At 35.2% G+C, this 24,732-nt stretch carries 26 protein-coding genes; 5 read left to right on the plus strand and 21 right to left on the minus strand.

Annotated elements, in window-relative coordinates; all coding sequences use genetic code 11:
* Positions 1-20: 20 nt before the first annotated feature.
* The 5 genes from ligA to AC1Z3T_RS15385 all read right to left on the minus strand — a co-directional run bounded on the left by ligA (position 21) and on the right by AC1Z3T_RS15385 (position 8,303).
* Complete coding sequence (gene ligA / locus AC1Z3T_RS15365; RefSeq protein WP_042088021.1) at positions 21-2,051, minus strand: NAD-dependent DNA ligase LigA; 2,031 nt, start codon at positions 2,049-2,051, stop codon at positions 21-23.
* Between the two features lie 80 nt (positions 2,052-2,131).
* Positions 2,132-3,169, minus strand: coding sequence for a cell division protein ZipA C-terminal FtsZ-binding domain-containing protein (locus AC1Z3T_RS15370; protein WP_100885968.1), 1,038 nt, complete (start codon positions 3,167-3,169; stop codon positions 2,132-2,134).
* Position 3,170: 1 nt separating this feature from the next.
* Positions 3,171-6,623, minus strand: coding sequence for a chromosome segregation protein SMC (smc, locus tag AC1Z3T_RS15375; RefSeq protein WP_100885969.1), 3,453 nt, complete (start codon positions 6,621-6,623; stop codon positions 3,171-3,173).
* Positions 6,624-6,636: 13 nt separating this feature from the next.
* The gene (locus AC1Z3T_RS15380; RefSeq protein ID WP_004830296.1) at positions 6,637-7,332 is read right to left on the minus strand and encodes a GntR family transcriptional regulator; all 696 of its coding nucleotides are present in this window, start codon (positions 7,330-7,332) and stop codon (positions 6,637-6,639) included.
* 167 nt (positions 7,333-7,499) lie between these two features.
* Positions 7,500-8,303, minus strand: a complete 804-nt coding sequence (locus tag AC1Z3T_RS15385; RefSeq protein ID WP_100885970.1) for a sulfite exporter TauE/SafE family protein — start codon at positions 8,301-8,303, stop codon at positions 7,500-7,502.
* A 30-nt stretch (positions 8,304-8,333) separates the two neighbouring features.
* On the opposite strand from AC1Z3T_RS15385, the gene AC1Z3T_RS15390 reads away from it, so the two are divergent.
* The 3 genes from AC1Z3T_RS15390 (at position 8,334) to AC1Z3T_RS15400 (ending at position 10,705) form a co-directional block, all read left to right on the plus strand.
* Positions 8,334-9,089: a biotin--[acetyl-CoA-carboxylase] ligase gene (locus AC1Z3T_RS15390; RefSeq protein WP_100885971.1), complete on the plus strand. Its 756-nt coding sequence runs from the start codon at positions 8,334-8,336 to the stop codon at positions 9,087-9,089.
* Positions 9,090-9,188: 99 nt separating this feature from the next.
* Positions 9,189-9,920 carry a type III pantothenate kinase gene (locus tag AC1Z3T_RS15395; RefSeq protein WP_100885972.1) on the plus strand — a complete coding sequence of 244 codons (732 nt, stop codon included), beginning with the start codon at positions 9,189-9,191 and terminating at the stop codon, positions 9,918-9,920.
* Between the two features lie 95 nt (positions 9,921-10,015).
* Positions 10,016-10,705 (plus strand): toxin-antitoxin system YwqK family antitoxin, encoded by a 690-nt coding sequence (locus tag AC1Z3T_RS15400; RefSeq protein ID WP_100885973.1) that lies wholly within the window; start codon positions 10,016-10,018, stop codon positions 10,703-10,705.
* 40 nt (positions 10,706-10,745) lie between these two features.
* On the opposite strand, the gene AC1Z3T_RS15405 is transcribed toward AC1Z3T_RS15400, so the two are convergent.
* Positions 10,746-11,315 carry an RBBP9/YdeN family alpha/beta hydrolase gene (locus AC1Z3T_RS15405; RefSeq protein ID WP_100885974.1) on the minus strand — a complete coding sequence of 190 codons (570 nt, stop codon included), beginning with the start codon at positions 11,313-11,315 and terminating at the stop codon, positions 10,746-10,748.
* Between the two features lie 133 nt (positions 11,316-11,448).
* Positions 11,449-12,855 carry a signal recognition particle protein gene (ffh, locus tag AC1Z3T_RS15410; protein ID WP_004830302.1) on the minus strand — a complete coding sequence of 469 codons (1,407 nt, stop codon included), beginning with the start codon at positions 12,853-12,855 and terminating at the stop codon, positions 11,449-11,451.
* Positions 12,856-12,999: 144 nt separating this feature from the next.
* Here ffh and AC1Z3T_RS15415 point away from each other — a divergent pair, with 144 nt between their 5' ends.
* Entirely contained in the window at positions 13,000-13,809 is an 810-nt protein-coding gene (locus tag AC1Z3T_RS15415) for a cytochrome C assembly family protein (protein WP_004830303.1), read from the plus strand.
* 86 nt (positions 13,810-13,895) lie between these two features.
* Here AC1Z3T_RS15415 and AC1Z3T_RS15420 read toward each other — a convergent pair whose 3' ends face one another.
* A complete protein-coding gene (locus tag AC1Z3T_RS15420) occupies positions 13,896-14,096 on the minus strand; it encodes a hypothetical protein (protein ID WP_100885975.1) in 201 nt (66 codons plus the stop codon).
* 1 nt (position 14,097) lies between these two features.
* Positions 14,098-14,730 (minus strand): hypothetical protein, encoded by a 633-nt coding sequence (locus AC1Z3T_RS15425; RefSeq protein ID WP_100885976.1) that lies wholly within the window; start codon positions 14,728-14,730, stop codon positions 14,098-14,100.
* 368 nt (positions 14,731-15,098) lie between these two features.
* Between AC1Z3T_RS15425 and AC1Z3T_RS15430 the strand changes: the two genes are divergently transcribed.
* Positions 15,099-16,025, plus strand: a complete 927-nt coding sequence (locus AC1Z3T_RS15430) for a tRNA dihydrouridine synthase (RefSeq protein ID WP_174762195.1) — start codon at positions 15,099-15,101, stop codon at positions 16,023-16,025.
* Here the strand turns inward: AC1Z3T_RS15430 and AC1Z3T_RS15435 are convergent.
* The 12 genes from AC1Z3T_RS15435 to AC1Z3T_RS15490 form a co-directional block, all read right to left on the minus strand.
* On the minus strand, positions 16,014-16,391 hold the full coding sequence (locus AC1Z3T_RS15435) for an SseB family protein (protein ID WP_009584712.1): 378 nt from the start codon (positions 16,389-16,391) through the stop codon (positions 16,014-16,016). The two genes, AC1Z3T_RS15430 and AC1Z3T_RS15435, sit on opposite strands and share 12 nt — an antisense overlap.
* Before the next feature lie 168 nt (positions 16,392-16,559).
* The gene (locus AC1Z3T_RS15440; RefSeq protein WP_100885977.1) at positions 16,560-17,267 is read right to left on the minus strand and encodes a hypothetical protein; all 708 of its coding nucleotides are present in this window, start codon (positions 17,265-17,267) and stop codon (positions 16,560-16,562) included.
* A 43-nt stretch (positions 17,268-17,310) separates the two neighbouring features.
* Entirely contained in the window at positions 17,311-17,904 is a 594-nt protein-coding gene (locus AC1Z3T_RS15445; protein WP_100885978.1) for a hypothetical protein, read from the minus strand.
* Positions 17,905-17,931: 27 nt separating this feature from the next.
* On the minus strand, positions 17,932-18,657 hold the full coding sequence (locus AC1Z3T_RS15450; protein WP_100885979.1) for a hypothetical protein: 726 nt from the start codon (positions 18,655-18,657) through the stop codon (positions 17,932-17,934).
* On the minus strand, positions 18,635-19,123 hold the full coding sequence (locus tag AC1Z3T_RS15455) for a hypothetical protein (RefSeq protein ID WP_228153628.1): 489 nt from the start codon (positions 19,121-19,123) through the stop codon (positions 18,635-18,637). Before AC1Z3T_RS15455 ends, AC1Z3T_RS15450 begins: the two co-directional genes overlap by 23 nt.
* 284 nt (positions 19,124-19,407) lie before the next feature.
* Entirely contained in the window at positions 19,408-20,091 is a 684-nt protein-coding gene (locus AC1Z3T_RS15460; RefSeq protein ID WP_463719777.1) for a hypothetical protein, read from the minus strand.
* Between the two features lie 34 nt (positions 20,092-20,125).
* Positions 20,126-20,848, minus strand: coding sequence for a hypothetical protein (locus tag AC1Z3T_RS15465; RefSeq protein WP_483396769.1), 723 nt, complete (start codon positions 20,846-20,848; stop codon positions 20,126-20,128).
* Positions 20,849-20,868: 20 nt separating this feature from the next.
* Positions 20,869-21,477, minus strand: a complete 609-nt coding sequence (locus tag AC1Z3T_RS15470; RefSeq protein WP_100885980.1) for a transporter — start codon at positions 21,475-21,477, stop codon at positions 20,869-20,871.
* A gap of 54 nt (positions 21,478-21,531) precedes the next feature.
* The gene (locus tag AC1Z3T_RS15475; RefSeq protein WP_100885981.1) at positions 21,532-22,251 is read right to left on the minus strand and encodes a hypothetical protein; all 720 of its coding nucleotides are present in this window, start codon (positions 22,249-22,251) and stop codon (positions 21,532-21,534) included.
* Positions 22,252-22,271: 20 nt separating this feature from the next.
* Entirely contained in the window at positions 22,272-23,576 is a 1,305-nt protein-coding gene (locus AC1Z3T_RS15480; RefSeq protein ID WP_100885982.1) for a hypothetical protein, read from the minus strand.
* Position 23,577: 1 nt separating this feature from the next.
* A complete protein-coding gene (locus AC1Z3T_RS15485) occupies positions 23,578-24,183 on the minus strand; it encodes a hypothetical protein (RefSeq protein ID WP_100885983.1) in 606 nt (201 codons plus the stop codon).
* The gene (locus tag AC1Z3T_RS15490; protein ID WP_100885984.1) at positions 24,183-24,731 is read right to left on the minus strand and encodes a DUF4123 domain-containing protein; all 549 of its coding nucleotides are present in this window, start codon (positions 24,729-24,731) and stop codon (positions 24,183-24,185) included. Before AC1Z3T_RS15490 ends, AC1Z3T_RS15485 begins: the two co-directional genes overlap by 1 nt.
* Position 24,732: the final 1 nt, after the last annotated feature.

Here is a 24,732-nt window from a genome sequence, read left to right on the forward strand (position 1 = left end):
AGGAATTTATTCAAGCATATTTAAGCTTGACCATAATCAGCCATCAACGCTAAAAAGGCTTGCTCATCCAACACTGGAATGCCCAATTTTTCTGCTTTTTCGAGTTTAGAACCCGCCTTTTCTCCAGCAACCACACATTTGGTTTTACTTGAAACACTGCCACTCACACGAGCACCTAAAGCTTGAAGCATCTGAGTCGCATCATCACGCCCCATCGTTGCTAATGTTCCAGTAATCACCCAACTCTCACCATTTAAAGGCTGACGTGTTGGTGCTATTGGAGCATCCCAGTGAATTCCTGCCGCCAGTAACCGATCAATAACTTCAAGATTATGTGAGGCTTGGAAAAAATCGACGATCCATTCAGCTGTAATTCCACCCACATCTGGTGTCTTTTTCAAGGCTTCGAGATCAGCATGGCGAATTGCATCAAAGGTTTGGAATGTATTGGCAAGCATACGCGCTGTCGTTTCACCGACGCCACGAATTCCAAGTGCATAGATAAATGCAGCTAAGGTTGTTTTCTTACTGTTTTCAATGGCATCCAGTAAATTCTGAACAGATTTTTCGCCCATTTTCTCAATGGTCAATAGCTGTTCACGATGTTCATGTAAGTGATAAATATCAGCAACATCTTTTAATAAATCAAGATGAAGTAATGACTCCACCCAACGATCACCTAGACCTTCGATGTCCATCGCTTTACGAGAAACAAAGTGTCGAATGGCTTCAATACGCTGTGCTGAACAATACAAACCGCCTGAACATCGAGCTAAAGCCTCACCTTCGGGCATCACTACAGGTGACGAACATACAGGACAGTTTTCGGGCAAATGCACTTCAACCACATTGTCTGGACGAAACTCTAGCCAAACTTTCTCAACTTTAGGAATCACATCACCACTGCGATAGACACTTACAGTATCGCCAATTCGAACATCTAAACGATGGATTTCACCAATATTATGCAAAGTCACATTTGAAACGGTGACACCACCCACAGCCACAGGGTTTAAACGAGCTACGGGGGTTAATGTACCAGTTCGCCCCACTTGCCAATCAATATTTTCAACTGTTGTCAAAGCAGCAACGGCGGGGAATTTATAGGCTGTTGCCCAACGTGGCTCTCGACTTAAAAAACCAAGCTTTTGTTGTTGTTGTAGGTCATCCACCTTAATGACCATTCCGTCAATTTCAACCGCCAAATTCGGACGCTCTTGATTGATTTGCTGATATTTTTCTTGAACTTCCTGAATACTGTCACAAATAAAATGACGTTCGCCTACGGCAAAGCCAAAATTAGTCAACCATTCAAGGCTTGCTGACATCGAGCTTAACCCATGATTAGGTTCGCACTGTGCAATCCCATACGCATAGAATGCCAAAGGTCGTGATGCAGCAATATTTGGATCTAGCTGTCGCAAACTTCCTGCTGCGGCATTGCGAGGATTGGCAAATGTTTTTTCACCTTTGGCTTCATTCTCAGCATTCAATCGTTCAAAACCAGCTTTAGGCATCAGCACTTCGCCACGAACTTCTAGTAAACGAGGCACTGCAACTTTGTCCGAAGACAACACTTTGGGTAGATTGCGAATCGTTTTGACATTTTGAGTAATCACTTCGCCTGTTTCACCGTCCCCACGGGTTACACCACGAGTCAACACACCGTTTTCATACCAAAGTGAAATCGCCAATCCATCGAATTTCAACTCCACATCATATTGAATTTTCTGGTTGGGTAAGCGTTCCTCAATACGGCGGGCAAAAGCAAACAGTTCTTCTTGATTAAACACATTGCCCAATGACAACATTGGTACGGTATGAGTTATGGTTTCAAATTTAGCCAGCGGTTTACCTCCGACTTTATTCACAGGACTATCTGCCTGAACTAAGTCTGGATATTGCTGTTCTAATGCTTTGAGTTGGTGAAATAGCTGATCATATTCACTGTCTTCAATACTGGGTTGATCCATCACATAATAAGCATGGTTATGTTTGGCTATGAGCTGAATCAATTGACGCATTTGCGTCACGACAGGATTATTTTCCATAAATTATTTCACCATCTAAAAAGGCGGATAACTCCGCCTAAAATTTTGAATACCAATTATAAAGTAAATATACGCTTATGCTAAGCGTCATGCCCTGAGCGATAATCAATCGCCTTATGACGCCAATGCTCTTTCAACTGTGGTGTAAACTCAAGGTTGTTCTCATCATAAACCGTGCCATCAATCTCACGAGCGATTAAACCTGCAATACTGACCATGGTATCAAAACCTTTCTGCACATCTGAGTGTGGCAATGCCAAGAAAAATGCTAATCCTTGTACTTGCTCAGTCGACAAAGTTTCAAGATCAAATCCATCAGGTCCGTTGTCTGTCACCCGCAACACAGAAAACAGTAAATGGCTTTCTTCCTCCGGGTTTTCATAACGATGAAAACAAGAAAGTTCACCAAAACGTAAACCATACTTCAAAAGCATTTTAAGTGTCTTATCACCTGACAATGCTTTACGTGGGTTTGGATATACATTTAACGCAATAATCGTTTCCGCTTTTGAAAGCACACTTTCATCATCGTATTTTTGCTGTTCATTGAGATGCACATCCAAAATACTACTTTCTTCATCAAACTCTTTGATTTCAGCAGTTTCTACATTGGCGTTGAGTTGAAATACTGACTCTTTTTCTTTATCTACAACACTTTTGTCTGATTCAATGGTATCTACAGACGAATTCTCGTCAGTCTTTGTATATAAATCAGTGCGGTTCAATGCTTCAGATTCAGCATGATCAGTTTTCTGGTGCGCTTCAACATTTGCTGGATCATTTTGATCAATATCTTTAATTGAATCTACTTCAGTTGACTGCGTTGAATTTGCATCTTGAACAACATCATCAAGCTTTTGTACTTTTTCTTCAGCAACATCAACGGAGTCTAGTGCATTTAAATTCGGTTCAACACGTTGTTGTTCTGGCGTAGCACGTGCAATCTGTAACTGATCACGCACATGACGAGGAATCACAGGTTGCTGACAGTCAGCATTGATGTGTAACGCAGACTCAAGAGAAGGTGCTGCATCATTTGGCTTTCGTAGCATCATTCTCAAACCAACCAGAATGATGATTACGGCAGCAACAATTCCAATAATTGTGGTGATTTCCATACTACGACTCCGCGGCTAAACCGTACTCTCTTGCCTCTTCCAAATTCACAGTGACGAGTTTTGAAGTGCCTGGTTCAGGCATCGTCACCCCCAGCAAATCGGTTGCCATCGTCATTGCAACTTTATTATGTGTAATGTAAATGAATTGCACTTGATCAGAAAGCTCTTTTACCAAATTACAAAAGCGTCCTACATTGGCATCGTCTAAAGGTGCATCAACTTCATCCAAAACACAGAATGGTGCAGGATTTAACCGGAAAATCGCAAACACCAATGCCAGTGCTGTTAAAGCTTTTTCGCCACCTGATAACAATGCCAAAGAACTGTTTTTCTTGCCTGGTGGACGCGCCATTAACTTTACGCCAGACTGCCAATCGTCTTCAAGGCTTAAACTCGCTTCACCACCATTAAAAACTTTAGGGAATAAAACTTTCAGCTCTGAATTGACTTGGTCAAAAGTTCCCATAAACAGTTTTTTGGTTTCTTGGTCAATTGTTTTCATGGCATCTTTTAATTGCCCAACGGTATTTTCCAAGTCCTGCATTTGATGGCTTAAATCTTCAAAACGCTTAGACACTTCCTCATATTCTTCTGAAGCTGCAAGGTTAACCGCGCCTAGTTTTTCAAACTGACGTTGTGCTTTTTCAAACTTCTCTTGGTGTACAGGCAAATCAATCAAGACACCTTGCTTAATTTCAGCATTCATTTCTTTCAATTGATCAGAATAATGCTGTAAATCCGATTTTGCCGATTGCCAAGCCAAACGACGTTCTTCTAGCTTGCTACGCAATTGTTCATCGTTTTGTTGGTGCAAATGACGCATTTCAGTAAGCTGCTGTTGTTTTGACTGAATATTGTTCAACTCAACTTGCCACTCACTCCAAGTCTTCTGCAACTTTTCAGTTTGCTGTGCTTGCTCAGCATATTGCGACTCTAGGCTTGGTAACTCCAACTGAATAGGATCAACAAATTTCTTCGCTTGTTCCATTTGAGCAATAATTTGTTGATATTGAGTTTTAGAAAAAGACAGATCTTTGTCTAATAATTCAATCTGCTGCTTATTTTGCTCAGCCAAACGACGGGTCGTTTCAAAGTCCTGCTGTTTAAGTTGTAATTGCTGCTGTTGTTCTTCTACTTGCTCATTTAACTCATCCAACTTGTATTGCAGTGCCTTAAATTCTGGAAGATTTTGCTCAAGTTTGAGAATGACCGAATGCATATCGATCTCAAGATCATCTTTTTGCATTGCATCTTCTTCAAGTTGCTCATCCAGTTGTTGCAACTGATTATTCAGCTGGACTTTATGTAGTTCAAATGCTTGCGAGGCGCTTTGCTGTTTGGCAATTTGTACATCAAACTGTTGTACTCGCGTTTGCTCTTGCTTGAGTGCATCTTGATCTATTTGAATATGTTTTTGCAACTCAGCAAAACTTTGGCTGAGTTGAGGCAAAGCATGTTCAGCATCTATCAGTTTAGGCTGTAGATCGGCAAGCTGATGCTCAATTTCTTCAATACGAATACGATGGCTTAATGCACCTTGAGCTGCTTGACTGGATTCATCAAAGAACAGACCAATCATCCAGTCTTGACCGACATGATAACCGTCCAAGGTTAATATACTTTGTCCTGTCTTGAGCTGTGATTGAACTGTCAGTGCTTGCGCCTTATTTTCAGCAATCGCCACATGATTCCATAATGAATACTGCGGTGACTCAATCCAGTCCGCTAAACAAACCAGACCTGACAACTGGATTTTTTCTAACCCTTGTAATGCTTTAAGCTGGCGTGCTGAACTGTCAGCAAAATCTGCACTTTGATCTAAAACTTCTGCTGATAACCACTTGGCTAAGAATTTTTCGATCAAATTGGCATGTGCTTTACCCTGATCATTTAACTGCAAAACCTGCATCAATTGCACTGCATGGATATCTGTTTTGACCGCATGCTTTGCAATGAGCTGATTTAAATTTTTCTGTTCTGACTGCAAAACGTGTAATTCAGATTTCAAACTCGAAATCAGCGTTTTTTGCTGGTTGATTTGTTCTTGCAATTGTTCTAATTGCATTTTAGTTTCAGCAATACTCTGCTCTAATTGCAAAATACTTGCTTGCGCAACAGCTTTGTCTTGTTCGAGTTGTACTAAATCTTCAGTCTGAAATTGGCTTTGGATCTGACTTGCCTGAGTTTTTAAGGTTTCTCTTTGCTGCTCAATACGTGCGACATTTTTGGCAAGTTGCTCAACCTGTGCTTGCATCTGAGCTTTTTGCTGCTGTTGCTTTTCAACTTGAACTTTCACCTGTTCATAGTGTTGTTGTGCTTGCAACTGCTGTGCTTTTAAATCACTAAATGCTTGTGTCCCTTGTTGAGTTTCAGACTCAGATTGTTTTAACTGTTCAGCTTGTTGATCCAATTGACTATGCAACGTTTCTAATTGCAACTCCATCAATTGAATTTTTTCTTTGGTTTGCGCTTTTTGTTGCTCAAAACTACCCAAAGCTTCTGAATTTTGTTGAAACAAACTTTGTTTTTGCTCCAAGGTCATTTTCAACTCAGACAGTTTTTTCTCTGCCTGTTGCCATTCATTTTGCAATGGCGTCGATTGTTGAATTAAACGTTGAAACAGTTCATTGGTAGAGGTGAGATCATGTTCCAAGGTACTCATATCGGAACGAACCAATTTGAAATGTTCACCCAGTTCGTTCATTTCAATCGTATATTGTTCTTGCAAACGAGAACTACGTTCACACTGAAATGAAAGAATTTCAATCTTGAGGGTACGAATCTCAGTTTCCAGAGTCTTATATTGAACCGCAGTTTCAGACTGGCGCTTTAATGTTTTTAATTGTGATTTGAGTTCTGAGGCGATATCTTCTAGACGATCTAAATTTTGGGTCGTGTGCTCTAAATGTTGCAATGTCTCACGACGACGCGCTTGATAACGAGAAACACCCGCAGCTTCCTCAATAAAAACACGCATTTCTTCTGGTTTGGCATCGACCAAACGATTGATCATCCCTTGTTCAATGATTGCATATGAACGCGGTCCTAAACCTGTACCCAGAAAAATATCGGTAATATCACGACGACGACATTTGGTTCCATTGAGAAAATATTCAGATTTACCGTCGCGATTGACCTGACGACGAACGGCTAATTCCGTATAAGCATTATACGCACCGCCAAGCTTGCCATAGGTATTTTCAAAGCGTAATTCTACACTTGCCATACCGACAGGCTTTCGCTTTGCCGTTCCAGTAAAAATAACATCCTGCATACTGCCACCACGTAACTGGCGTGCACTGGATTCCCCCATGACCCAACGAATGGCATCAATCACATTGGATTTACCACAACCATTTGGACCTACGACCGCGGTACGGTTATCTTTGAATTGTAATGTTGTACTATCGGCAAACGATTTGAAGCCTGAAAGTTTTAAGCTGCTTAAACGCATAATGTCCTAGTTACTACCGACGCGATCTCCGCGCCCAAGCGAGTTCAATTTGTTTCATCCGTGTCAGAGATTCCAACACGAGATTACGCAAGTGTCGACAAAAATCTTCCATAAATAAAGTAGCTTGTTGTGATTTTCGGATTAAAATTGCATCAATCACCAACTTAAGTAATTCTAATGCTTCTTGAAGCTCGCGTCTTGAAGTATTTAAGGTTAAAAAATAACTTCTACGTAGTGATGGTAACAGCTCACGATAAAACTTCATCAGATATGGATTACCCACCATATCTTGCTGAGCAGAGAGAAATTGGAAAATACCATCATAAAATTTTTCTGTATTGCCTTGTTTTACCTGTTCAACCAAATGATTCATCATGTGTTGAATTGCCTCAGCTTCATGATTGCGCCATGTTTCACTCATCCGTTGCACAATCTGTCCCAATAATAAAGCACTGGTATCAAACAATGCTCGCACTTGTTGTGCGGACATTTCAGATACGATTGCTCCACGGCGTGGGTAAATTTCAATTAGATGCGTTCTTTCTAAAAGCAAAAGGGCTTCGCGTACCGAGCCACGACTGACATCCAGTTCTTTGGCAATACGTAGTTCTTGTATACGTTCACCTTCAACCAATTCGCCACTAATGATTTGTTCGCTAATATGTTTGGCAATTTGTTCTGAAAGGCTGTCCACTTCTTCCAAATGCATATCGTTCCTATCTCGGTTTATTATTCTTGGACAATGTCAATTGTCATTATTTTAGTTTTACCTGATTTAATTCAAAATAAACCATGACATTGTCCGACAATTTTAATGCATTTTAAGTCAACTTTGCTTAAGGGAGAAGTGCTATTGATCGGATATTAAGCAACAACTTACCTCATAATCCCTTGATAAATAAAATAAAGACCAACCAGTGTAAGTAGACATGCAAAACATTTTTTTAACATTGCAGGTGAAAGTGCATGGGCAACTTTTGCTCCTAATTTAGCCGTGATAAAACTCATCACACTAATCCCAATGAACGCATAGATGTGCACATAACCAATCGCATTTTTAATCTCAGTCTGCTCCTGTGCACCGAAGAACATAAAACCTAATGCCCCTGCTATTGCAATCGGTAAACCACAAGCCGCTGAAGTCGCTACGGCTTTCTGCATGACCACACCATTTTTATTTAAATAAGGTACTGTCAGACTTCCACCACCAATACCAAATATTGCAGAAGCAATCCCAATTCCACCACCGGCAAGCATTTGTTTAGGTGCAGAAGGCAATTGTTTAGATTCATCGACCTGAACATTTGCCCCTTTAAACATTTTAAATGCCACCCAAAGTGCAAAGGCACCGATAATCAGCTGTAAATGTTGCCCAGATAAAATATCCGCGATTCCAGCACCAATGAATGAGCCAAGTACTAAACCTGGTGCGAGATTTTTAAAAACATTCCAAAGCACTGCGCCCTTTTTATGGTGTGCAGTGACAGAGCTAATAGAGGTAACAATAATTGTCGCCAGCGAAGTTCCTAATGCCATGTGCATAATGACCGATGGATCATAGCCCATTTTGGTAAACACCACATAAAGAATAGGTACAATAATTAAGCCACCACCAACACCAAATAAACCAGCGGCGAATCCAGCGATTGCACCAATACCTAAATATATGATTAACTCCATAAATGTTCCTTCACTCTTCTCAGATTCAACATGGATTTAGAGACTCGTCATCTTAGACAACTGCTTACACAAGCACATCAGCTCCCCGAAGTGCTGCTTTTAAAACAGACAACAACATCAACCAATGATGATGTACGTGAGATTGCGCTTAGTGGCGTCAAGACGGTTTTGGTCTGTAGTGAAACTCAGACTCAAGGGCGAGGTCAGCACCAACGGGAATGGGTTTCCCCAGCCGGCAATATTTATTTAAGCACATTGCTTGAAACTCGAACACCCTTAGATGGGCGTTTAGCCTTAGAAATTGCCTTAAATATCTTACAAATGCCGTCACTAAAGGGCTTAACTGGATTACAAATTAAGTGGCCCAATGATCTCTATAGTGCTCAAGGTAAATGGGGCGGTATTTTGGTTGAACCGATCTCGCCGCATCAAGCAATTGTTGGAATTGGTATCAATCTATTTCCGGTTTCTGAGCAAGAGATTACTCAACAAGCCACCTCAGTAATGCAATTAGGTCTCCAGTTCCCGAACCGCATTCAAATCATTTCTGAAATGTATTTGGCGATTCAACAAGCTGGGCAATGGTTTGATCATGGTTGTTATAACCTTGCTGCACGATTCAATCATTATGCTGCGTTTATGGATCAAGCGGTACATTTTGAACAAGTCCATAATTCAATCCATGGGATTTTTAAAGGGATTTCGGACGATGGCGCACTCAATTTAGTGACACCTCAAGGCTTAGTCAGTGTATACCAAGGACGTTTACGTTTAGCGGAGTCATAAGTTTATGTCTGCTTGATCTTATCGAAACATTTGATTTATAAAGCATGAGGATTCAATCTAAAGCAACTCCTCATTGTATCCCCCATACGAGTTCTGTTAATGAAAGCACTTTGGTTAGATATTGGAAATACCCGGCTAAAATATTGGATCACTGAAAATGATCAAATCATTGAGCAAGCAGCCGAATTGCACTTGCAATCTCCTGCGGATTTATTACTTGGTTTAATTCAACATTTTCGTAGTTTAAGTTTAGACAGCATCGGCATTTCATCTGTTCAAGATAAAAAGAACAATGAACGTATTATCCAGATTTTGAAGTTACTGGATATTCCAGTCACTTTTGCCAAAGTCCATGCTGAATATGCTGGCTTACGTTGTGGCTATGACCATATCGAACAGCTCGGGATTGATCGATGGTTACAAGTTTTAGCAGTTGCAAAAGCTGAAGAAGATTTATGTGTGATTAGTTGTGGCACTGCATTAACCATTGATTTAACACAAGGTTTTCAACATTTAGGTGGTTATATTCTTCCTAATCTCTATTTACAGCGAGACTCTTTGATTCAAAAAACCAAAGGAATTAAAATTCCCGATGCTGCATTTTCAGAGTTAAGCCCTGGTCGCAACACCATAGATGCTGTCCATCATGGGATTTTCTTGGGTTTATTAAGCACGATTGAAAAAGTGCTTGAACAACAACCTCGAAAGCTGATTTTAACGGGCGGTGATGCTTATCTGTTTGCTCAGTTCCTTGAGAAGTATCAACCTCGCATTGAAACAGACTTGTTACTCAAAGGCTTACAGTCTTATATAGATCGACAGACAAATTAAATCTACATACATTTTCATGATGAATGATTTATGCTCGATCTAAATATATCACCCTCTCAAAAAGAGCATTAAAAAAGACCAAAAGAGAATTCATCATGAAAATAATCCCAGTATTGTTAAATACCTGCCTCATCAGCATAAGCATGATTGGCTGTAGTCAACTTTCTACCACATCAAGCACAACAAACCTTTCTAAAACTCTTGCAACCAATGATGCGATTATTGCCTATTTTGCACCAGATGCAGGTGATGAAGAATGCTCATGTGGCTCATCAGTCATGGATCAAGGTTATTCACTTCAACCAGTAGAAAATGGCTATTTTAGGAAACTATTAGGCAGAGACAAAGATGGGCGCTTTTTAGTCCAAGACTTCTATCAAAACAGCCACAAAAAACAATCTGATCCATTTTGGATTAAAGAACCTCAAGGGCTAAACAGTTTTGATGGAAAGTATATTGATGGTAATGTAACGGGTTATTATGAGAATGGAACGATCAATTTCAAAGCCAGTTATAAAGACCTACAGCCTGTTGGAAAAGCTGAAAACTTTTATCCCAATAAGCAACTTGGATTGGAAGAAAACTATATTGATGACCAGACCATCATTCAAAAAATTTGGTATAAAAATGGCAAAATCGCAGCCGAACTCAGAATTAACCCAAGTGAAGATAATACCATTGTTGAGAGCAGGGTTTGGGATCAACAAGGTCAACTTGTTGATGACGAAGTACAATCTCAAAACATTCTTGAGGAATTATATTTACAATTCACTACCAATCAATAATTCTAAAATCTATGAAATAATTTCACCCCACAGCCTGCGCTTAGGGTTCAGAGTTGAGTAAAATAACCAGCTTTTCCCAGAGGATCGTAAGCGTATTAAAACCATCCGTTGCCTTAAAATGCCCTGCACCTTTCACTTCAATCATTTGAGTATTCAATAAATGCCCGAGTTGAATACTGAATGGTGCTGGAACAAAAGGATCATTGTTGGAAAAAAATATAAAACGATGAACGATGTTTAATCGAAGCAAAGCATCATCAATACGAGCGCTGTTTAAAAATAAATTAAGCTCTGGCAATGTCGGTAAATTTTGGTTAAACCCAGCCACTAAAAATAATGCGCCTAATTTTCTTCCAAGTAATTCACTAGAAAGAAAAGCTAAGCTTGCAATACAACCTAGACCATGAGCAACAATAATCACATCTTCATTTAGTGTTTTAATCTGTTGTACCAGATTATGTTTCCAAACTTCATATTGAGGATGATCTGCCTGCTCCAATTGAACAATTTCACACTCATTTCCCGTCGCAAGTATTTGTAATTTAAGCCATGGATACCAATGATCCTCTGAAGAAGCATGATAACCGTGTACGATCAAAACTCTTTTCATAGATCTTTTCTTATCAGTAGTTTAAATTTTACCTAATCAATCGTATCACAATATCTAAAGAATAAAGAGAAGTATGTTGTTTTTATTCAACAAAAAAGCGCCCTAAGGCGCTTTTTATAAAAGAAATAGAGACTTACTTCTTATCATTATTTCCAAATAGCGGTCCCATACCACCACCGCCACCAAATTGCTTTTGCATTCCACTCAAAGAACGCATCATTTTTGCCATACCCGATGGATTGGCAAATTTTTTCATCATTTTCGCCATTTGTGCATGTTGTTTAATCAGTTTATTCACTTCAACAACATCCATACCACACCCAGCAGCAATACGCTTTTTACGGCTTGGATTCATCAAATCAGGGTTGCGACGTTCTTTAATGGTCATCGATTGAATAATCGCTTCCATTTTTTTCACTTGTTTTTCAGGGTTTGCTTGTGCAATCGCGTCTTGTATCCCTGAATTACTCATGCCAGGCAACTTATCTAAGAAGCCCATCATTCCGCCCATTTTGTTCATTTGTTCAAATTGCATCAGCATATCTTCAAAATTGAAGTTTCCGCCTTTCTGCAATTTTTTCGCCATCTTCTCGGCTTTTTCTTTGTCGATTTTACGTTCAACTTCTTCGACAAGAGAAAGCACATCACCCATACCTAAGATACGTTGTGCAACACGCTCTGGGTGGAATGGTTCTAAGGCATCGAGTTTTTCACCCATACCTAAGAATTTGATCGGCTTACCTGTAATTGCGCGAACCGAAAGCGCCGCACCGCCACGTGCATCACCATCAGTTTTAGTCAGAATGACCCCTGTAAGTGGCAATGCATCATTAAAGGCTTTGGCAGTATTTGCAGCATCTTGACCTGTCATTGCATCGACAACAAACAGTGTTTCTGTTGGTGCAACTGCTGCATGTAATGCTTTGATCTCGTCCATCATGTCATCATCGACATGTAAACGACCTGCGGTATCGACAATCAAAACATCGTTAAAATTAATTTTGGCTTGCCCGATGGCACGCTGTACGATTTTAATTGGATCTTCAGCAGCATCTGACTCAATAAAATCAACACCAACTTCACCAGCAACCGTTTGAAGCTGTTTAATTGCGGCAGGGCGATAAACGTCGGCAGAAACCATGGCGACTTTTTTCTTTTGACGTTCTTTTAAGAAACGTCCAAGTTTTGCAGCAGTGGTGGTTTTACCAGCGCCTTGCAAACCTGCTAAAAGAATCACAACTGGTGGTTTAGCAGCTAAATCTAGGCTTTCATTCGCCTCACCCATCATTTTGGTGAGTTCATCATAAACAATTTTAACGAAAGCCTGACCTGGTGAAAGCTGGGTCATCACCTCTTGTCCCAATGCTTCTTCCTTAACTTTCGCAATAAACTCACGAGTTACAGGCAAAGCAACATCGGCTTCAAGAAGTGCCATACGCACTTCACGTAAGGTATCTTTAATATTATCTTCGGTTAGCTGCCCAGAGCCAGTAACATTTCTGAGACTCTGCGTGAGTCGTTCTGTTAAGGTATCAAACATTGCAAAATCCGCTTAAAATAGCTAGTAGCAAAAAAATCTTTCTTAAAATAGAAAATTTATGCTCAAGATGCTATAGGATACTGTAGTTCACATAGAATTTATATCATATAGCATGAATATTCATCATCCTGAAAAAGGTTTGACATGATTAGCCTACCCTTGGTTTATACGATTTTAGCATTAATTGCCTATACCTCTTCGTTTTGGTATTTGTTTATGCACTTAATGTCTAAACGTCCTGCAAACCCTTGGTTTATTGGCATCGTGTCAGGTTTAGGGCTGATATTACATGCAAGTGTACTGCATAACGATATACTTACACCACTAGGGATTAATTATGACGTCTTTAATTTGATGTCGTTTACCTCCGCATTAATGTTACTTTTAAGTATGTTGTACAGCACCTATCGACCTGTACTTTCACTCAATTTGATTGGGATTCCCGTTGCTGCTTTTGGATTGATTTTAGGTTTTGGTTTTAGCAAACCCGATCAATTCATCGAACAGCACTCTTTAGGATTAGACATTCATATCATCTTGTCCTTATCCGCCTATGCAGTTTTACTCATGGCAACCATACAAGCTGTACTGATTTGGTTTCAAAATCGTGAATTAAAAAAGAAACAGAAAAAACGTATTTGGGTGAATTTCCTTCCCGCCTATCAAGCAATGGAATCTTTACTTTTTGATATGTTAATCACAGGCTTTGTTCTACTCACTGTAGCCTTATGTTTTGGTTTCTTTACTATTGATGATTTCTTTGCCCAACACTTAGCCCATAAAACAGTTTTTAGTATTGTGTCTTGGTTTGTATATGGTGCATTGTTAATCGGTCACTATAAGTTTGGTTGGCGTGGTCAAAAAGCCATTCGCTTTACCATGATTGGATTCTTCTTACTGGCAATTGGATTTATCGGTTCTAAATTCGTTTTAGAAATGATTTTGCATCGTTAAATCACCTGCTAATTTTATTGAAAATATGATATAAACAACTAGAATAAAGTATGCCTTATTTTTATTATAAAAATAAGGCATACGCGTTAAGGAACCATTATTTTAACATCTGTACGTTTTTCCTTAGAAACCATTCCTTCTTCAGTTTTTAATGTGATTGTTGTTTCATCCCATTTTTCAATAATAGCAACTATTAGATAAGTATCCTTAATGCGCCAATATAAAAATGTTTTAGGTGGCGTCATTAAATAATCTAAGAGTTCATTTGATAAATTTTCTGCTTGCATTTCATTTTCCCTCTATTTTTTGTTTAATATCCTTATTCAATTCATTATCACAACTATTCGACTGATCTTTATTTTTTTCCGCATCAACTGAACATTTATGATAAGTTTTGGCAATACCAACTAAACTCACTCCAAGTAAGGCATTCCTATTATTTTCAACAATTTCTGGTCTCAAAATTAGAGCCTGTGTCGCTAACTGATTTGACTGTGCTGTTGCTTTCTCCTTATCTGCAACTTTATCCACGATCTTTAAAATATCTTTAAAGAGTTCTTGCTGAGCAGCAAAAGTCCCATTTGCTGCACTAAGACATATTTGATACATTAAATCACGAGCTAATAATACGGCAGAAGATCGTCCATTCAATTGTAAAACCGCAGTTGATGAATTAATGTTGCCCTCTCCTCCTATATCTTGTTTCAATACTCCTCCTGAATCAGCCAACTTTGCACTAAGATTTCCTTTTGATCCAAAAGAATCTGATCTAGCAACATCTGGCATAGGTTGGTCACAAATATAAATTTTTCCATCTGAAGCTGTAAAACTTCGAGACAAACGAATATCTATTGGAATACTCATCGTTTTAACATTAGGATTCTTTATATCAGTTACAACCAGCGCTCTTTTTTGAGTCACTAGGTTCGTACATCCTGTTAAAAATAAAAGGCTACACAAATATATTAGACACCTCATGATATTTTCCCTTTATCAGTTTATTATATAAATCTATTATTTTTTAAAATTATTTCTCTCCCTTTCTTATTATTGAATTACATTTTAAAATTTAATTTTTTAAGTATAAATATTAGAAAAAAATTATTTTTTAACAAAAGGTTTCAAAAAAACTTTACTTTTATAATATTTTATTACTTATAATAAATATTTCTTAAATTTATAAAAAAATAATTTTCATTAACTTATTTCTTTATACTTCAATTAATTTACTAGACATCTAATTAAAAAAACCGTATAACGCTGTTTTTATCTGATCGGGTAACTCCACTGTGAAACTCATTCTTGCTCCCATGGAAGGCTTAACTGACCCCATCATGCGTGATGTTTTAACGCATGTCGGTAGTTTCGACTGGTGCGTGACTGAGTTTATCCGTGTAACAGACTCTGTCCTACCTGATCATATTTACCATAGCTACTGCCCAGAGCTCAAAAATGAAGGGAAAACTGCTGCTGGAACACCTGTACATGTACAGTTTCTAGGAAATAATCCTGAAATGCTGGCTGCCAATGCCGTACGTGCTGCCGAGCTTGGCGCACCTGCCATCGATATGAATTTTGGTTGTCCTGCAAAAACAGTCAACCGTCATCGAGGAGGTTCCGTACTTCTCGATGAGCCTGAGGTTGTACATGAGTTGGTTAAAGCAGTACGTGATGCTGTTCCACAACACATTCCAGTTTCTGCCAAAATGCGTTTGGGTTACATGGATCGAAACTTTACCCTTGAAAATGCGCATGCCATAGAAGATGCTGGCGCTTCATGGCTTACAGTACACGCTCGAACCAAAGCGGACGGTTATACGCCACCTGCTTTTTGGGATCAACTTCAACCTATTCGTGAAGCCATTAAAATCAATGTGATTGCCAACGGTGAAATTTGGACCAATGCCGATGCCAAGCAATGCCAACTTGAATCAGGATGCCAAGATCTAATGATTGGGCGTGGTGCAGTCACGACACCAGACTTAACACAATGCATCCGTAAAAATACAGATGAGCCGCTGATTACATGGTCAGAATTATTAAATTTACAGATTCGTTTTTTGAACGGCACCTATAAAAAAGAAATGAATATGGTTGGGCGTTATAAACAATGGCTTGGAATGATGTCTAAGCATTACCCCGAAGCCAAGGCATTGTGGGATGAAATTAAGCGTATGAAAAAAATTGATGAAGTACTCGAAAAATTAAATGCTTAAATTATTAGAGTCTATTTGATCAATTTCTAAAATAGCTTTGATCTCTTCAGGTTGGAATTCTTTTGATAATGCTGAGGTTGGGTTCAATACTAAGGTTGCCCCTTTGGTCATTTCAAAAAACTGACGTGTATTCAAAGCAATATATTCAACATCAGCACCAATATCATTTTGGATGGTTTCAAGTTCAATAAAAAATGGAATGGCTTGATCACCTTCTGGTGTTTCCAAAATGCGGAATTCAACGTTCTTGTCTTTGTCCTGCGTCGCTAGACAATAAATTTCTGATGCTAAAAGTTGATCAATGAAATCAGGGATCAATTCGTAGTTTTCTTGAGTTTGAGCAAAAAGTTGTTGTAAATTTGACATGTTATATATTATCTATTCTGGTGTTGCTAATATAGCTTATTCTCGATAGATATGGAATTGACCAGAATAATCACTTGGGTCATATGATGCTTACACTACCCACTATTTTAAGTGCTATATGATCAAATTTGAAAATTATCAAAATTTTATTAATGCCCTTATTCACTTTTAAAAGCCGCACTTCTCAGGCACTTCTTTACTCTGATAAATATTAAAATAGGTATTATTTTTTATGCGTTCAGTATTAAATTCCAACCAATAATCTTGAACATTTACTCTAGTCGTCACTAAAAAATTACAATATACATTCACATTGTTTTTGATATTTAAAAGATGCTGATTCATCAGTGATGTATATACTTTTTTCGCTTTCCTCTCATCAACTATGTTTAATGATGAAACAAGACTTATAGGAATAGTAGTATCTATATTGATTTTTTCAAATCTATTTCCATTATACCCTGCACTCAGATTTAATCGAATACTTTTGATTTTATTGAATTTAGGATTCGCTGCATAAATTTCAGAGAAGAGCTCTGGTGTATCACTGACACCATCAAAAAAATAGATTTTCTTTACTGTTCCGCCATATGAAATCACTTCAAAGTGTCGACTGTTTTTGGCTACTTCATTATTCACATATCCGAATTTTTCGATATTTTTTATAACTTTATCTAAAATTATTGGCATTGCATTCAAATTCAGCTGATTGACTGGTGCAAATCTTGAATAATTTACTTCTGTTGATAACACTGATTTATTTTTATCTTCAAAAATAAAAAAACGCTGATCTACATTCGTTCCATAACTATAGTACGATACAGAAGTACTAATTAAAAATACCACCCCACTCCAAACAAAAATATTATATTTCATAAACTTAACCCAAAAAAATCACTTGAAATAAAAAAATTAATATTTATCTGCGATATATATTTACTTGTCCAGAATTATTCTTTGGATCACAATTCACCTCCAAGCCAACTCCCTTCTCGTAAAAATTATTAATCATTATTTCACCACCATTCTTGCTAAAATTATAAAAATCTTTATCTGTTTTATCAAAATTAATTAAATTTAGAATATTCCTGATATTATTTTTATCAAAATCAGAAATTTGATTACAATTCTCAAATCTATATTCAATAGATTTAACACCTGAACCGCCTGAATCTGGATTAACAATTAGAATAGAATTTCTAATTAAAATAGTCAAAGAATTAAAATTATCATCAAAATTTACATTTCTATAATCATTTTCAGTTATGACTTTCTTATAGACCAAACCACCAATAAAATCTTTAAAGACAACCTTATCAATTCTTTTTCTTTCAGTAAAAACAATCCGATGATATGGTGTGGATAAAGCTCTAGGTGTACAATCAGCACTTGAACAAGGATCATTGATTTTGTGCTCATACTCTCCCATAGTTTTTAAGTAAATACTAGGTTTCGCATTAAAATCATAAGATAATAAAAAAGCAAGAATAACAATTAAAAATATTTTACCCATTTTAAATTTTCACAATTAAAAAGTAAATTATTTAGCCGCATTTACCCTAGGTGTACCATTGGTTTTGTAAATATAAAAAGTAGTATTATTATGTGTTTGTTCAGTATTGAATTCAAACCAATAATCAGCAATTTTAATTCTATTTGTGACTAAAAAATCTCCATATTTATTTATTCCTTTCTCTATATCAGCAATATGTACATGTAGTAGTTTTTCATATACTTTCTTTGAATCTGTCTCATTTAGCCCTAAAACTTTAGCATAAATAATGGGAACTTCTGGATTCAAATTAATTTTTTTATATTTTCCAGTAGATTGGTCAAAATCATGACCCAAATAAATAACGATCTTACGTTGATACTTTAAATTTTCTCCATTTGAATACACTGTAGAAGAAATTTCAGGTAGTTCAACACCTTGACTATAAAAGAAAATCTTATTTATACCATATGAGTTTGGTTCTATTTCATATCGTTTATGAACTATTGAAGCATCTTTATTTGATTCAATGTATCCTGAAGTTAAGATTGCATTTTCGATTTTAGAAAAACTAACAGGAATCTCTTCCAATTTAAGTTGATTTACAGGTGAGTTTTTACTGAAATCTATTTCTGGAACGACTTGATGTTCTGTAGTACTCTTAAAAATATAATATTTTTTAGAATCTTCAATATTATTCTTACAGCCATAGCATGCCAGAGAAAAAAGCATTAAAAATATGGCTTTAATTTTAATAATACAATGATTTTTCATAAATTTTATCTGTCGCCTTGGTATAATAAACAGTATAAGCAAAACTATTGACTTGTCCTTTTCCTACAAACCACTCTGGCTCCGACTCTAAAATGATATGAACACCATTAAAATTTCTTTCAGAAACAACTTTTCCATATTTATCTCCACCTTGACAGCGCCCTTTGGTTAAAAAACTTTCAATGAATTCATTAATATTTTTCTTGTCTAAAGCTGCAATACCTATTAGAAAAGCTTGGTCTGTAATTGATTGATTAATATTTTTATGGATATTATCATCAAATGGCACAAAATTATCACTGGAGTAAAAGTTTGTGTTTGGACCTTGCCCGGTAGTTTGTACTTCTAGCGTAGACATATGATGGTCATTATCTTCAAAATTTTCATTATGAACGACTCCATTATCAAATCCTTGTACAGCAGATAATCGATCTATAACTTTTAACTTTAGATAATTTGAGTTCATCTCTTTATACTTGTTATATATTTTTTAAAATTATAGTCCAAATACAAATCATTGTTCACAACAAATAAATTAATAGCTCTAGACAGATTCTTTTCTATATTTTGATATTTCTCTTGTTTGGCTTTTTTACCATCAACTTTGCATAGGTAACTTAATACTTCTTTAGATGAACAGCCCTGTAATAGAGAAAAGCTTAGTATGATAGTTAGAATTATCTTGATCAATATTTCACCTCATCACATACCACACAAATTAAAACATGATTAACTACAAAATAAATAAAACTAATATATTGATGTTTCATACTTTTTATCCGTTTTCTTTGTAAAATAAACTGTAAAAAAAAGACTATTTTGTTTTTCATTTTTATTTCCTGATGCTTCTAATATGATATGCATATCATTTATATTCCACTCTACTACTTCTTCTTGTGATGAAGTACTGCATTCAATTTTTTTAATAAAAAGTTTAATATTTTCATCTAAATTTTTATGATCCACTTTATTTGCATTGATCACATAAACTTGGTCACCTAGCATTTTAGCAATATTATTCTCAATTTCATTATCGTAGGGTACATAATTCGTGCTTTTAAAGAATATGTAACCTGTCTTAATATTTATATTTGCATCTAAATTAGACATATAATTCTTATTATCTTCCACATTATTACCTACAGTACCATCTGCGAACCCCACTTCAACAGGAAGTTTATCTAAAACCTTTAATACCATATAATTACTATTTAATTCCTTATATCTATTAATTATTTCTTTTTGATTATAATTTAAAAAAAATTTATTTTCATCTACAAATTCAGAAATATTTTTTCCAACTCTTACATCGTAACTATTCCCAACATTTGAATTTTCACTATTCCTTACTTTACAATCATTATTATTCGACTTAAATAAAAAAGTAAATACGCTTATTAAAAAAATCGTTAATATCAAAATTAAAAAATTCATAAAAACACTGCCTAAAAACCATAAAATATATAAATTATTTTCTATATATTGAAAAAAGCGAAAGCTCTATATCACTATAATCATGGTATTTTCTAGTTTCACAATTAACATCCTTAATTTCACCATTAGCAACTTTAGAAGCAATAAATTTTTTATTAATTGTTGAAATCTCATATACAATTTCATTATCTTTAAAAGAACCTGAATAGATACCATTTTTTAAATTAAACACACCATTTTTCATATTTACCAACAAGTCTTCTAACATCTTATTGTAGGCAATCTCTGAATCACCATGATTATTCAACACATTTATCACATCTACTATCGTTTTCTTTAAAATTTCTTTTTTAAAAATATCAGGAGCAGATCTAACTTCCAAATTAATATATTTGACATATTTTCTATCTGGAATTATTATAATCCTGCCTATTGAGTCATAGTTATCATCAATAATATCAATATACCCCTGATTTTCATATATATTCATATTATCCAATGCTTTTGCATTTTGAATTTTATCAAAAAAATTCACTACACTTATTCCTAAATTCTTCTTTACAGGATTTTCCATTGAACTTTCCGAAGGTAAATACTTGTTTATATCCAGATTTACATTAGGTTCTTTATTTAGACAGAACTTATTTATCAAATCTATATCTTTACTATCATTCGTTATTACTTTACCATCACAACCAACAGTAAAAGCTAGAACCAACCCTAAATATATCTTGTAATTACCCTTATTAAAAATCATTATTTTAAATCACTTAAAATTTATTTTCTATAAATATGAAATTGACCATTCTGTGACTTAATATCACATGAAATTTCATAAACAATCTTATCTTCATTGTAAATTGTATTAGTTGAAAAACCATCCTTAATGTTATTAATATCAAATTTAAAAAAACCTTCATCAACTTTAGTATCTTTAAAAATGTTTATAATTTTTTTTATTCTATCTTTATCTATTAATTGAATTGATGAACACGTTAAAAATTCATAATCTATCGATTTAACCTTGCCTGTTGATGGATTTGGATTAATTGTTAACATAGCTTGATTTTCAAGATCTATATAATTCGAGTTATCTTTATCTTTAAAACTATATCCCTTCAAAATTTCACTACTCAAGACATCTTTGCTTAATAAGACAGTACCAAAATTTTCATAATTTAAAAATTCAAGATCCTTTAACTTCTCATATGGAATTTTATAATAAGGTGAATTAAATTTCTCTGGTGTACAATCTGAATTAAAACATGGATCATTTATATTCTTTTTATTGACACTATGAGCCTCTAATTGAGTATCCCCTTTATTTTCAGAAGAACAAGACACACACAAAATAAAAAAAACTGTTAAAAAAAAATTCTCTTTCAAAACTCATATTCTCCATTAAATGTAGGAATTTGTTTCTTTAAATTACTAAATTTATTAGAAATCACACTTCTTAGGATTATCTTCACTCTTATAAATATTAAAGTAAGTATTATTTTTTATACGTTCTGTATTTAATTCCAACCAATAATCTTTAAAATTTATTCTTGTTGTCACTAAGTACTTACAATATTCATTTATATTATTTCTTATATTTAAAACATGCTTATTCAAAATTGTTTGATATATATATCTCGACTCATCTTCATCAGCAATATCCAACGACGAAATCAGAGACACAGGAATTTCTGTATCCAAATTTATTTCTTCAAATTTATTTCCATTATATCCCATACTCAAATTCAATCTAACACTTTTGAGTTGATTAAATTTAGAATTTGTTGCATAAATTTCAGAAAAAAAATCTGGCACATCCCCCCCACTATTAAAAAAGTATATTTTCTTCATAGTTAAGCCATAATCAATAACTTCGAAATGTTTTTCATTTATTAATTCATCACTATTTTTATATCCTTTCTTTTCAATATCATTTATTATTTTACCTAAACTGATTGGTATCTCTTTTAATTTAAGTTGATTTACTGGAGCAAACCTTGAGTAGTTTATTTCAGAACTTAACTCTATATCATTCTTATTTTCAAAGACATAAACAGATTTTTCTCTTTTAATGAATTTCTTCTCTGAGTTATTTCCAGAACTACAAGATGAAATAAAAAAAGAGCATATTAAAAAACTTATCTTAAAATAAATATTCATAACGATTCTCCATCATTTTATCAATTCATACTTTTGTCTTGGCGCATGATATCCCACTGCCATTTAAAAAATGTAAATGACTTTTTATCAGTATGAAAAGGGTTGTTATTTCCCAAACTATCTGTCATATAATCCATATAGTTTTCAGTCGAACCACGATAAAAAGTGTGTTTTGCCATACTTCCCTTTTGAAATGTATGAGGTAATGAAAATGAATGACCAAGCTCATGTGGATAAGAATGTGCATGATTCAAATTTGATTTAAAAACAATAACCATATCCCCCCAGACATGACCATCAAGTGTACAAACACCTCCAGCTTCTGTCTGCTTTGTAGTTAAGAAAACGAATGTTTTCTTACTATTTGATATTCCATTTCCATTTTGATCAATTCCACCATTAACCTGTATTGGACCATACTTATTATATAATTCTCGTAAAACTCTTGCGAAATTAGAAGCTTGTGTTTTGCTAGTTGCTCCTTGAATAAAATTTACTAAAGGATCATTCTGATACTTTGTTAAGTCTAACACCGCCTCTCTTTTAATTTCTGCACGAATCAATGCCTGATTAAATGCTATACGTTTTATCAGATATTCATAAGCATCTACACGATCAGGTAGAACTGGTTTTCCACCTCTATATTCAGTAACAACTGGAATCAATATAATATCTGCATGTTTCACAATGCTATTCTTATAGAGCATTAATTTTCCTACTTCAACTTTCACACTTCCTTTCTTTGCAAATACTTTAATTTCCTCATGGTCATTTAACCATCCACCTTGACATTTAATTAAAATACTACGAGCCAGATGATAGTATTGTTTTTTTCCATCTGAATCTTTTACTTTCTTTTTAAGTGCATTTACTAAAGGGATTTGTTTAGGTGATAGTTGAATAAAGTTATTTTGACATTCAAAAATCAATTCTGTTCCATCATTACTTAAAGGTTCTATTTCTTCTATAAATAAATCTAATTTTACTCCATCTTTTGTCATCTTTGATATATGTGGGCTATTAGAATCCTCAATATAAGAAAATAGACTTAACCAAGCAGGAAAGTATTCTTGTCCATAAGGTGAGATTGGATTTTTAACATCATTTTTATATTCATTTTTTAATTTTTGTACGTCAACACAAAGAGGTTTTTTCGCATTACTTGCTTCCGCAATAAATTTATTCGCATAAATATAGTCATCTCTCAACCAATCAAAGCCATAGTTACCACTATAGTCTTGAGGTCTACGAAAATGTACTAAAAATTTTTTCAAACACGTTGTACATGAAGTACCTACTGTCGGACTTGCGCCACCCACACCCATCTTACACCTCCAAATACGTTATATTTTTTATAAAGACATTTTGATCAAACTCATTTCCTAGCACATATGCGCTATAAGATTGAAGATCATTTGAATAATGATCTTGAAGAGAATCAAATACACCTTTTTCTTTTAAAAACTCAGTTTTCTCTGGATAAAGAATTGAAAATTTTTCTCGATGATCTATTTGACTAAGATTTTGTTTTAATTGATCTATTGCTGTTAAAAAAAAGTTGAAATCTTGCCCTAAAACACGTTTCTTATAGTCTTCTAAAAGTTTATCGAAAGCCTCGACATAAGTGACTTGCTCCCCAATATCGTGATGCTGCATTTCATTTTCAATCCAAACAAATTGCGGATCAGTTGGATAATCCATTCCCAAATACACATGGCTTTTCACCATATATTTGAGTGTGTTGATTTGGTTGATTCCTTTTTCAAGATATTGATCAACTAGCGTCTGGATAGGTGCTAATAACTGATCGAATTGACCATTCAGCTTTAATACTGGATTTTCCTTAATAATTTCATAAACTAAGTCGTATAAAAACTCTTTGTTTTGTTCAACATCAAGTTCAAATAGTTTTTCTTGGCTAAGTACAAACATCAATCATGCTCCAATATCATTAATTGATTCGTATGCACATCCTGATAATTTCGAATTGCAATCACCCAACGCTCAATGCCTTGAAAAAATTCATCAAGCTGTTCATCTTGCAGTATTTTATGAATTTTCTTGATAATTCTTGGGTCAAACCATCTAAATAATTTTTGGGTTCCATCAGGAAACTCAACCGTTAAATAACTTTTCATTTTCTTAACAAATTGAGTCAGCTCCAATGAGCTCAATACAATATTGAGCGCCTGTTCATCTTTCCACGTTTGATGAATAAAGTTAAATCTCTGATCATTGAAAAGATCTAAATCATGGATGAGTAAAAGAACAGGTGCGACTTCAAAAGGTGCATTCCCCTCTGTGGTACCTGAAAATAAGGAATAGAATTCTATCCTTGAGTCATTTTGAAACTCATGAATAAATGACAAGGCTTGATCTGAAACTTGTGCGGCATCCAAGATTAAATACATATTCAAGTCATGTTGATAATCTTCGATGCAGCGCTGTATCTGTTTAAATGGAATAATTTCTCTTTTCATT

The sequence above is a fragment of the Acinetobacter sp. B-6 genome (assembly GCF_056930735.1).

What these genes read in the sequence shown, in the direction of transcription:
- AC1Z3T_RS15420 (WP_100885975.1), bottom strand. Translation starts at nt 14,096, where the DNA reads ATGCAAGCAGAAAATTTATCAAATGAACTCTTAGATTATTTAATGACG.
- AC1Z3T_RS15475 (WP_100885981.1), bottom strand. Translation starts at nt 22,251, where the DNA reads ATGAATATTTATTTTAAGATAAGTTTTTTAATATGCTCTTTTTTTATT.
- AC1Z3T_RS15465 (WP_483396769.1), bottom strand. Translation starts at nt 20,848, where the DNA reads ATGATTTTTAATAAGGGTAATTACAAGATATATTTAGGGTTGGTTCTA.
- AC1Z3T_RS15490 (WP_100885984.1), bottom strand. Translation starts at nt 24,731, where the DNA reads ATGAAAAGAGAAATTATTCCATTTAAACAGATACAGCGCTGCATCGAA.
- AC1Z3T_RS15450 (WP_100885979.1), bottom strand. Translation starts at nt 18,657, where the DNA reads ATGAAAAATCATTGTATTATTAAAATTAAAGCCATATTTTTAATGCTT.
- AC1Z3T_RS15395 (WP_100885972.1), top strand. Translation starts at nt 9,189, where the DNA reads ATGAAAGCACTTTGGTTAGATATTGGAAATACCCGGCTAAAATATTGG.
- AC1Z3T_RS15370 (WP_100885968.1), bottom strand. Translation starts at nt 3,169, where the DNA reads ATGGAAATCACCACAATTATTGGAATTGTTGCTGCCGTAATCATCATT.
- ligA (WP_042088021.1), bottom strand. Translation starts at nt 2,051, where the DNA reads ATGGAAAATAATCCTGTCGTGACGCAAATGCGTCAATTGATTCAGCTC.
- AC1Z3T_RS15415 (WP_004830303.1), top strand. Translation starts at nt 13,000, where the DNA reads ATGATTAGCCTACCCTTGGTTTATACGATTTTAGCATTAATTGCCTAT.
- AC1Z3T_RS15405 (WP_100885974.1), bottom strand. Translation starts at nt 11,315, where the DNA reads ATGAAAAGAGTTTTGATCGTACACGGTTATCATGCTTCTTCAGAGGAT.
- AC1Z3T_RS15380 (WP_004830296.1), bottom strand. Translation starts at nt 7,332, where the DNA reads ATGCATTTGGAAGAAGTGGACAGCCTTTCAGAACAAATTGCCAAACAT.
- AC1Z3T_RS15390 (WP_100885971.1), top strand. Translation starts at nt 8,334, where the DNA reads ATGGATTTAGAGACTCGTCATCTTAGACAACTGCTTACACAAGCACAT.
- AC1Z3T_RS15455 (WP_228153628.1), bottom strand. Translation starts at nt 19,123, where the DNA reads ATGAACTCAAATTATCTAAAGTTAAAAGTTATAGATCGATTATCTGCT.
- ffh (WP_004830302.1), bottom strand. Translation starts at nt 12,855, where the DNA reads ATGTTTGATACCTTAACAGAACGACTCACGCAGAGTCTCAGAAATGTT.
- AC1Z3T_RS15385 (WP_100885970.1), bottom strand. Translation starts at nt 8,303, where the DNA reads ATGGAGTTAATCATATATTTAGGTATTGGTGCAATCGCTGGATTCGCC.
- AC1Z3T_RS15460 (WP_463719777.1), bottom strand. Translation starts at nt 20,091, where the DNA reads ATGAATTTTTTAATTTTGATATTAACGATTTTTTTAATAAGCGTATTT.
- AC1Z3T_RS15400 (WP_100885973.1), top strand. Translation starts at nt 10,016, where the DNA reads ATGAAAATAATCCCAGTATTGTTAAATACCTGCCTCATCAGCATAAGC.
- AC1Z3T_RS15440 (WP_100885977.1), bottom strand. Translation starts at nt 17,267, where the DNA reads ATGAAATATAATATTTTTGTTTGGAGTGGGGTGGTATTTTTAATTAGT.
- AC1Z3T_RS15485 (WP_100885983.1), bottom strand. Translation starts at nt 24,183, where the DNA reads ATGTTTGTACTTAGCCAAGAAAAACTATTTGAACTTGATGTTGAACAA.
- AC1Z3T_RS15480 (WP_100885982.1), bottom strand. Translation starts at nt 23,576, where the DNA reads ATGGGTGTGGGTGGCGCAAGTCCGACAGTAGGTACTTCATGTACAACG.
- smc (WP_100885969.1), bottom strand. Translation starts at nt 6,623, where the DNA reads ATGCGTTTAAGCAGCTTAAAACTTTCAGGCTTCAAATCGTTTGCCGAT.
- AC1Z3T_RS15445 (WP_100885978.1), bottom strand. Translation starts at nt 17,904, where the DNA reads ATGGGTAAAATATTTTTAATTGTTATTCTTGCTTTTTTATTATCTTAT.
- AC1Z3T_RS15435 (WP_009584712.1), bottom strand. Translation starts at nt 16,391, where the DNA reads ATGTCAAATTTACAACAACTTTTTGCTCAAACTCAAGAAAACTACGAA.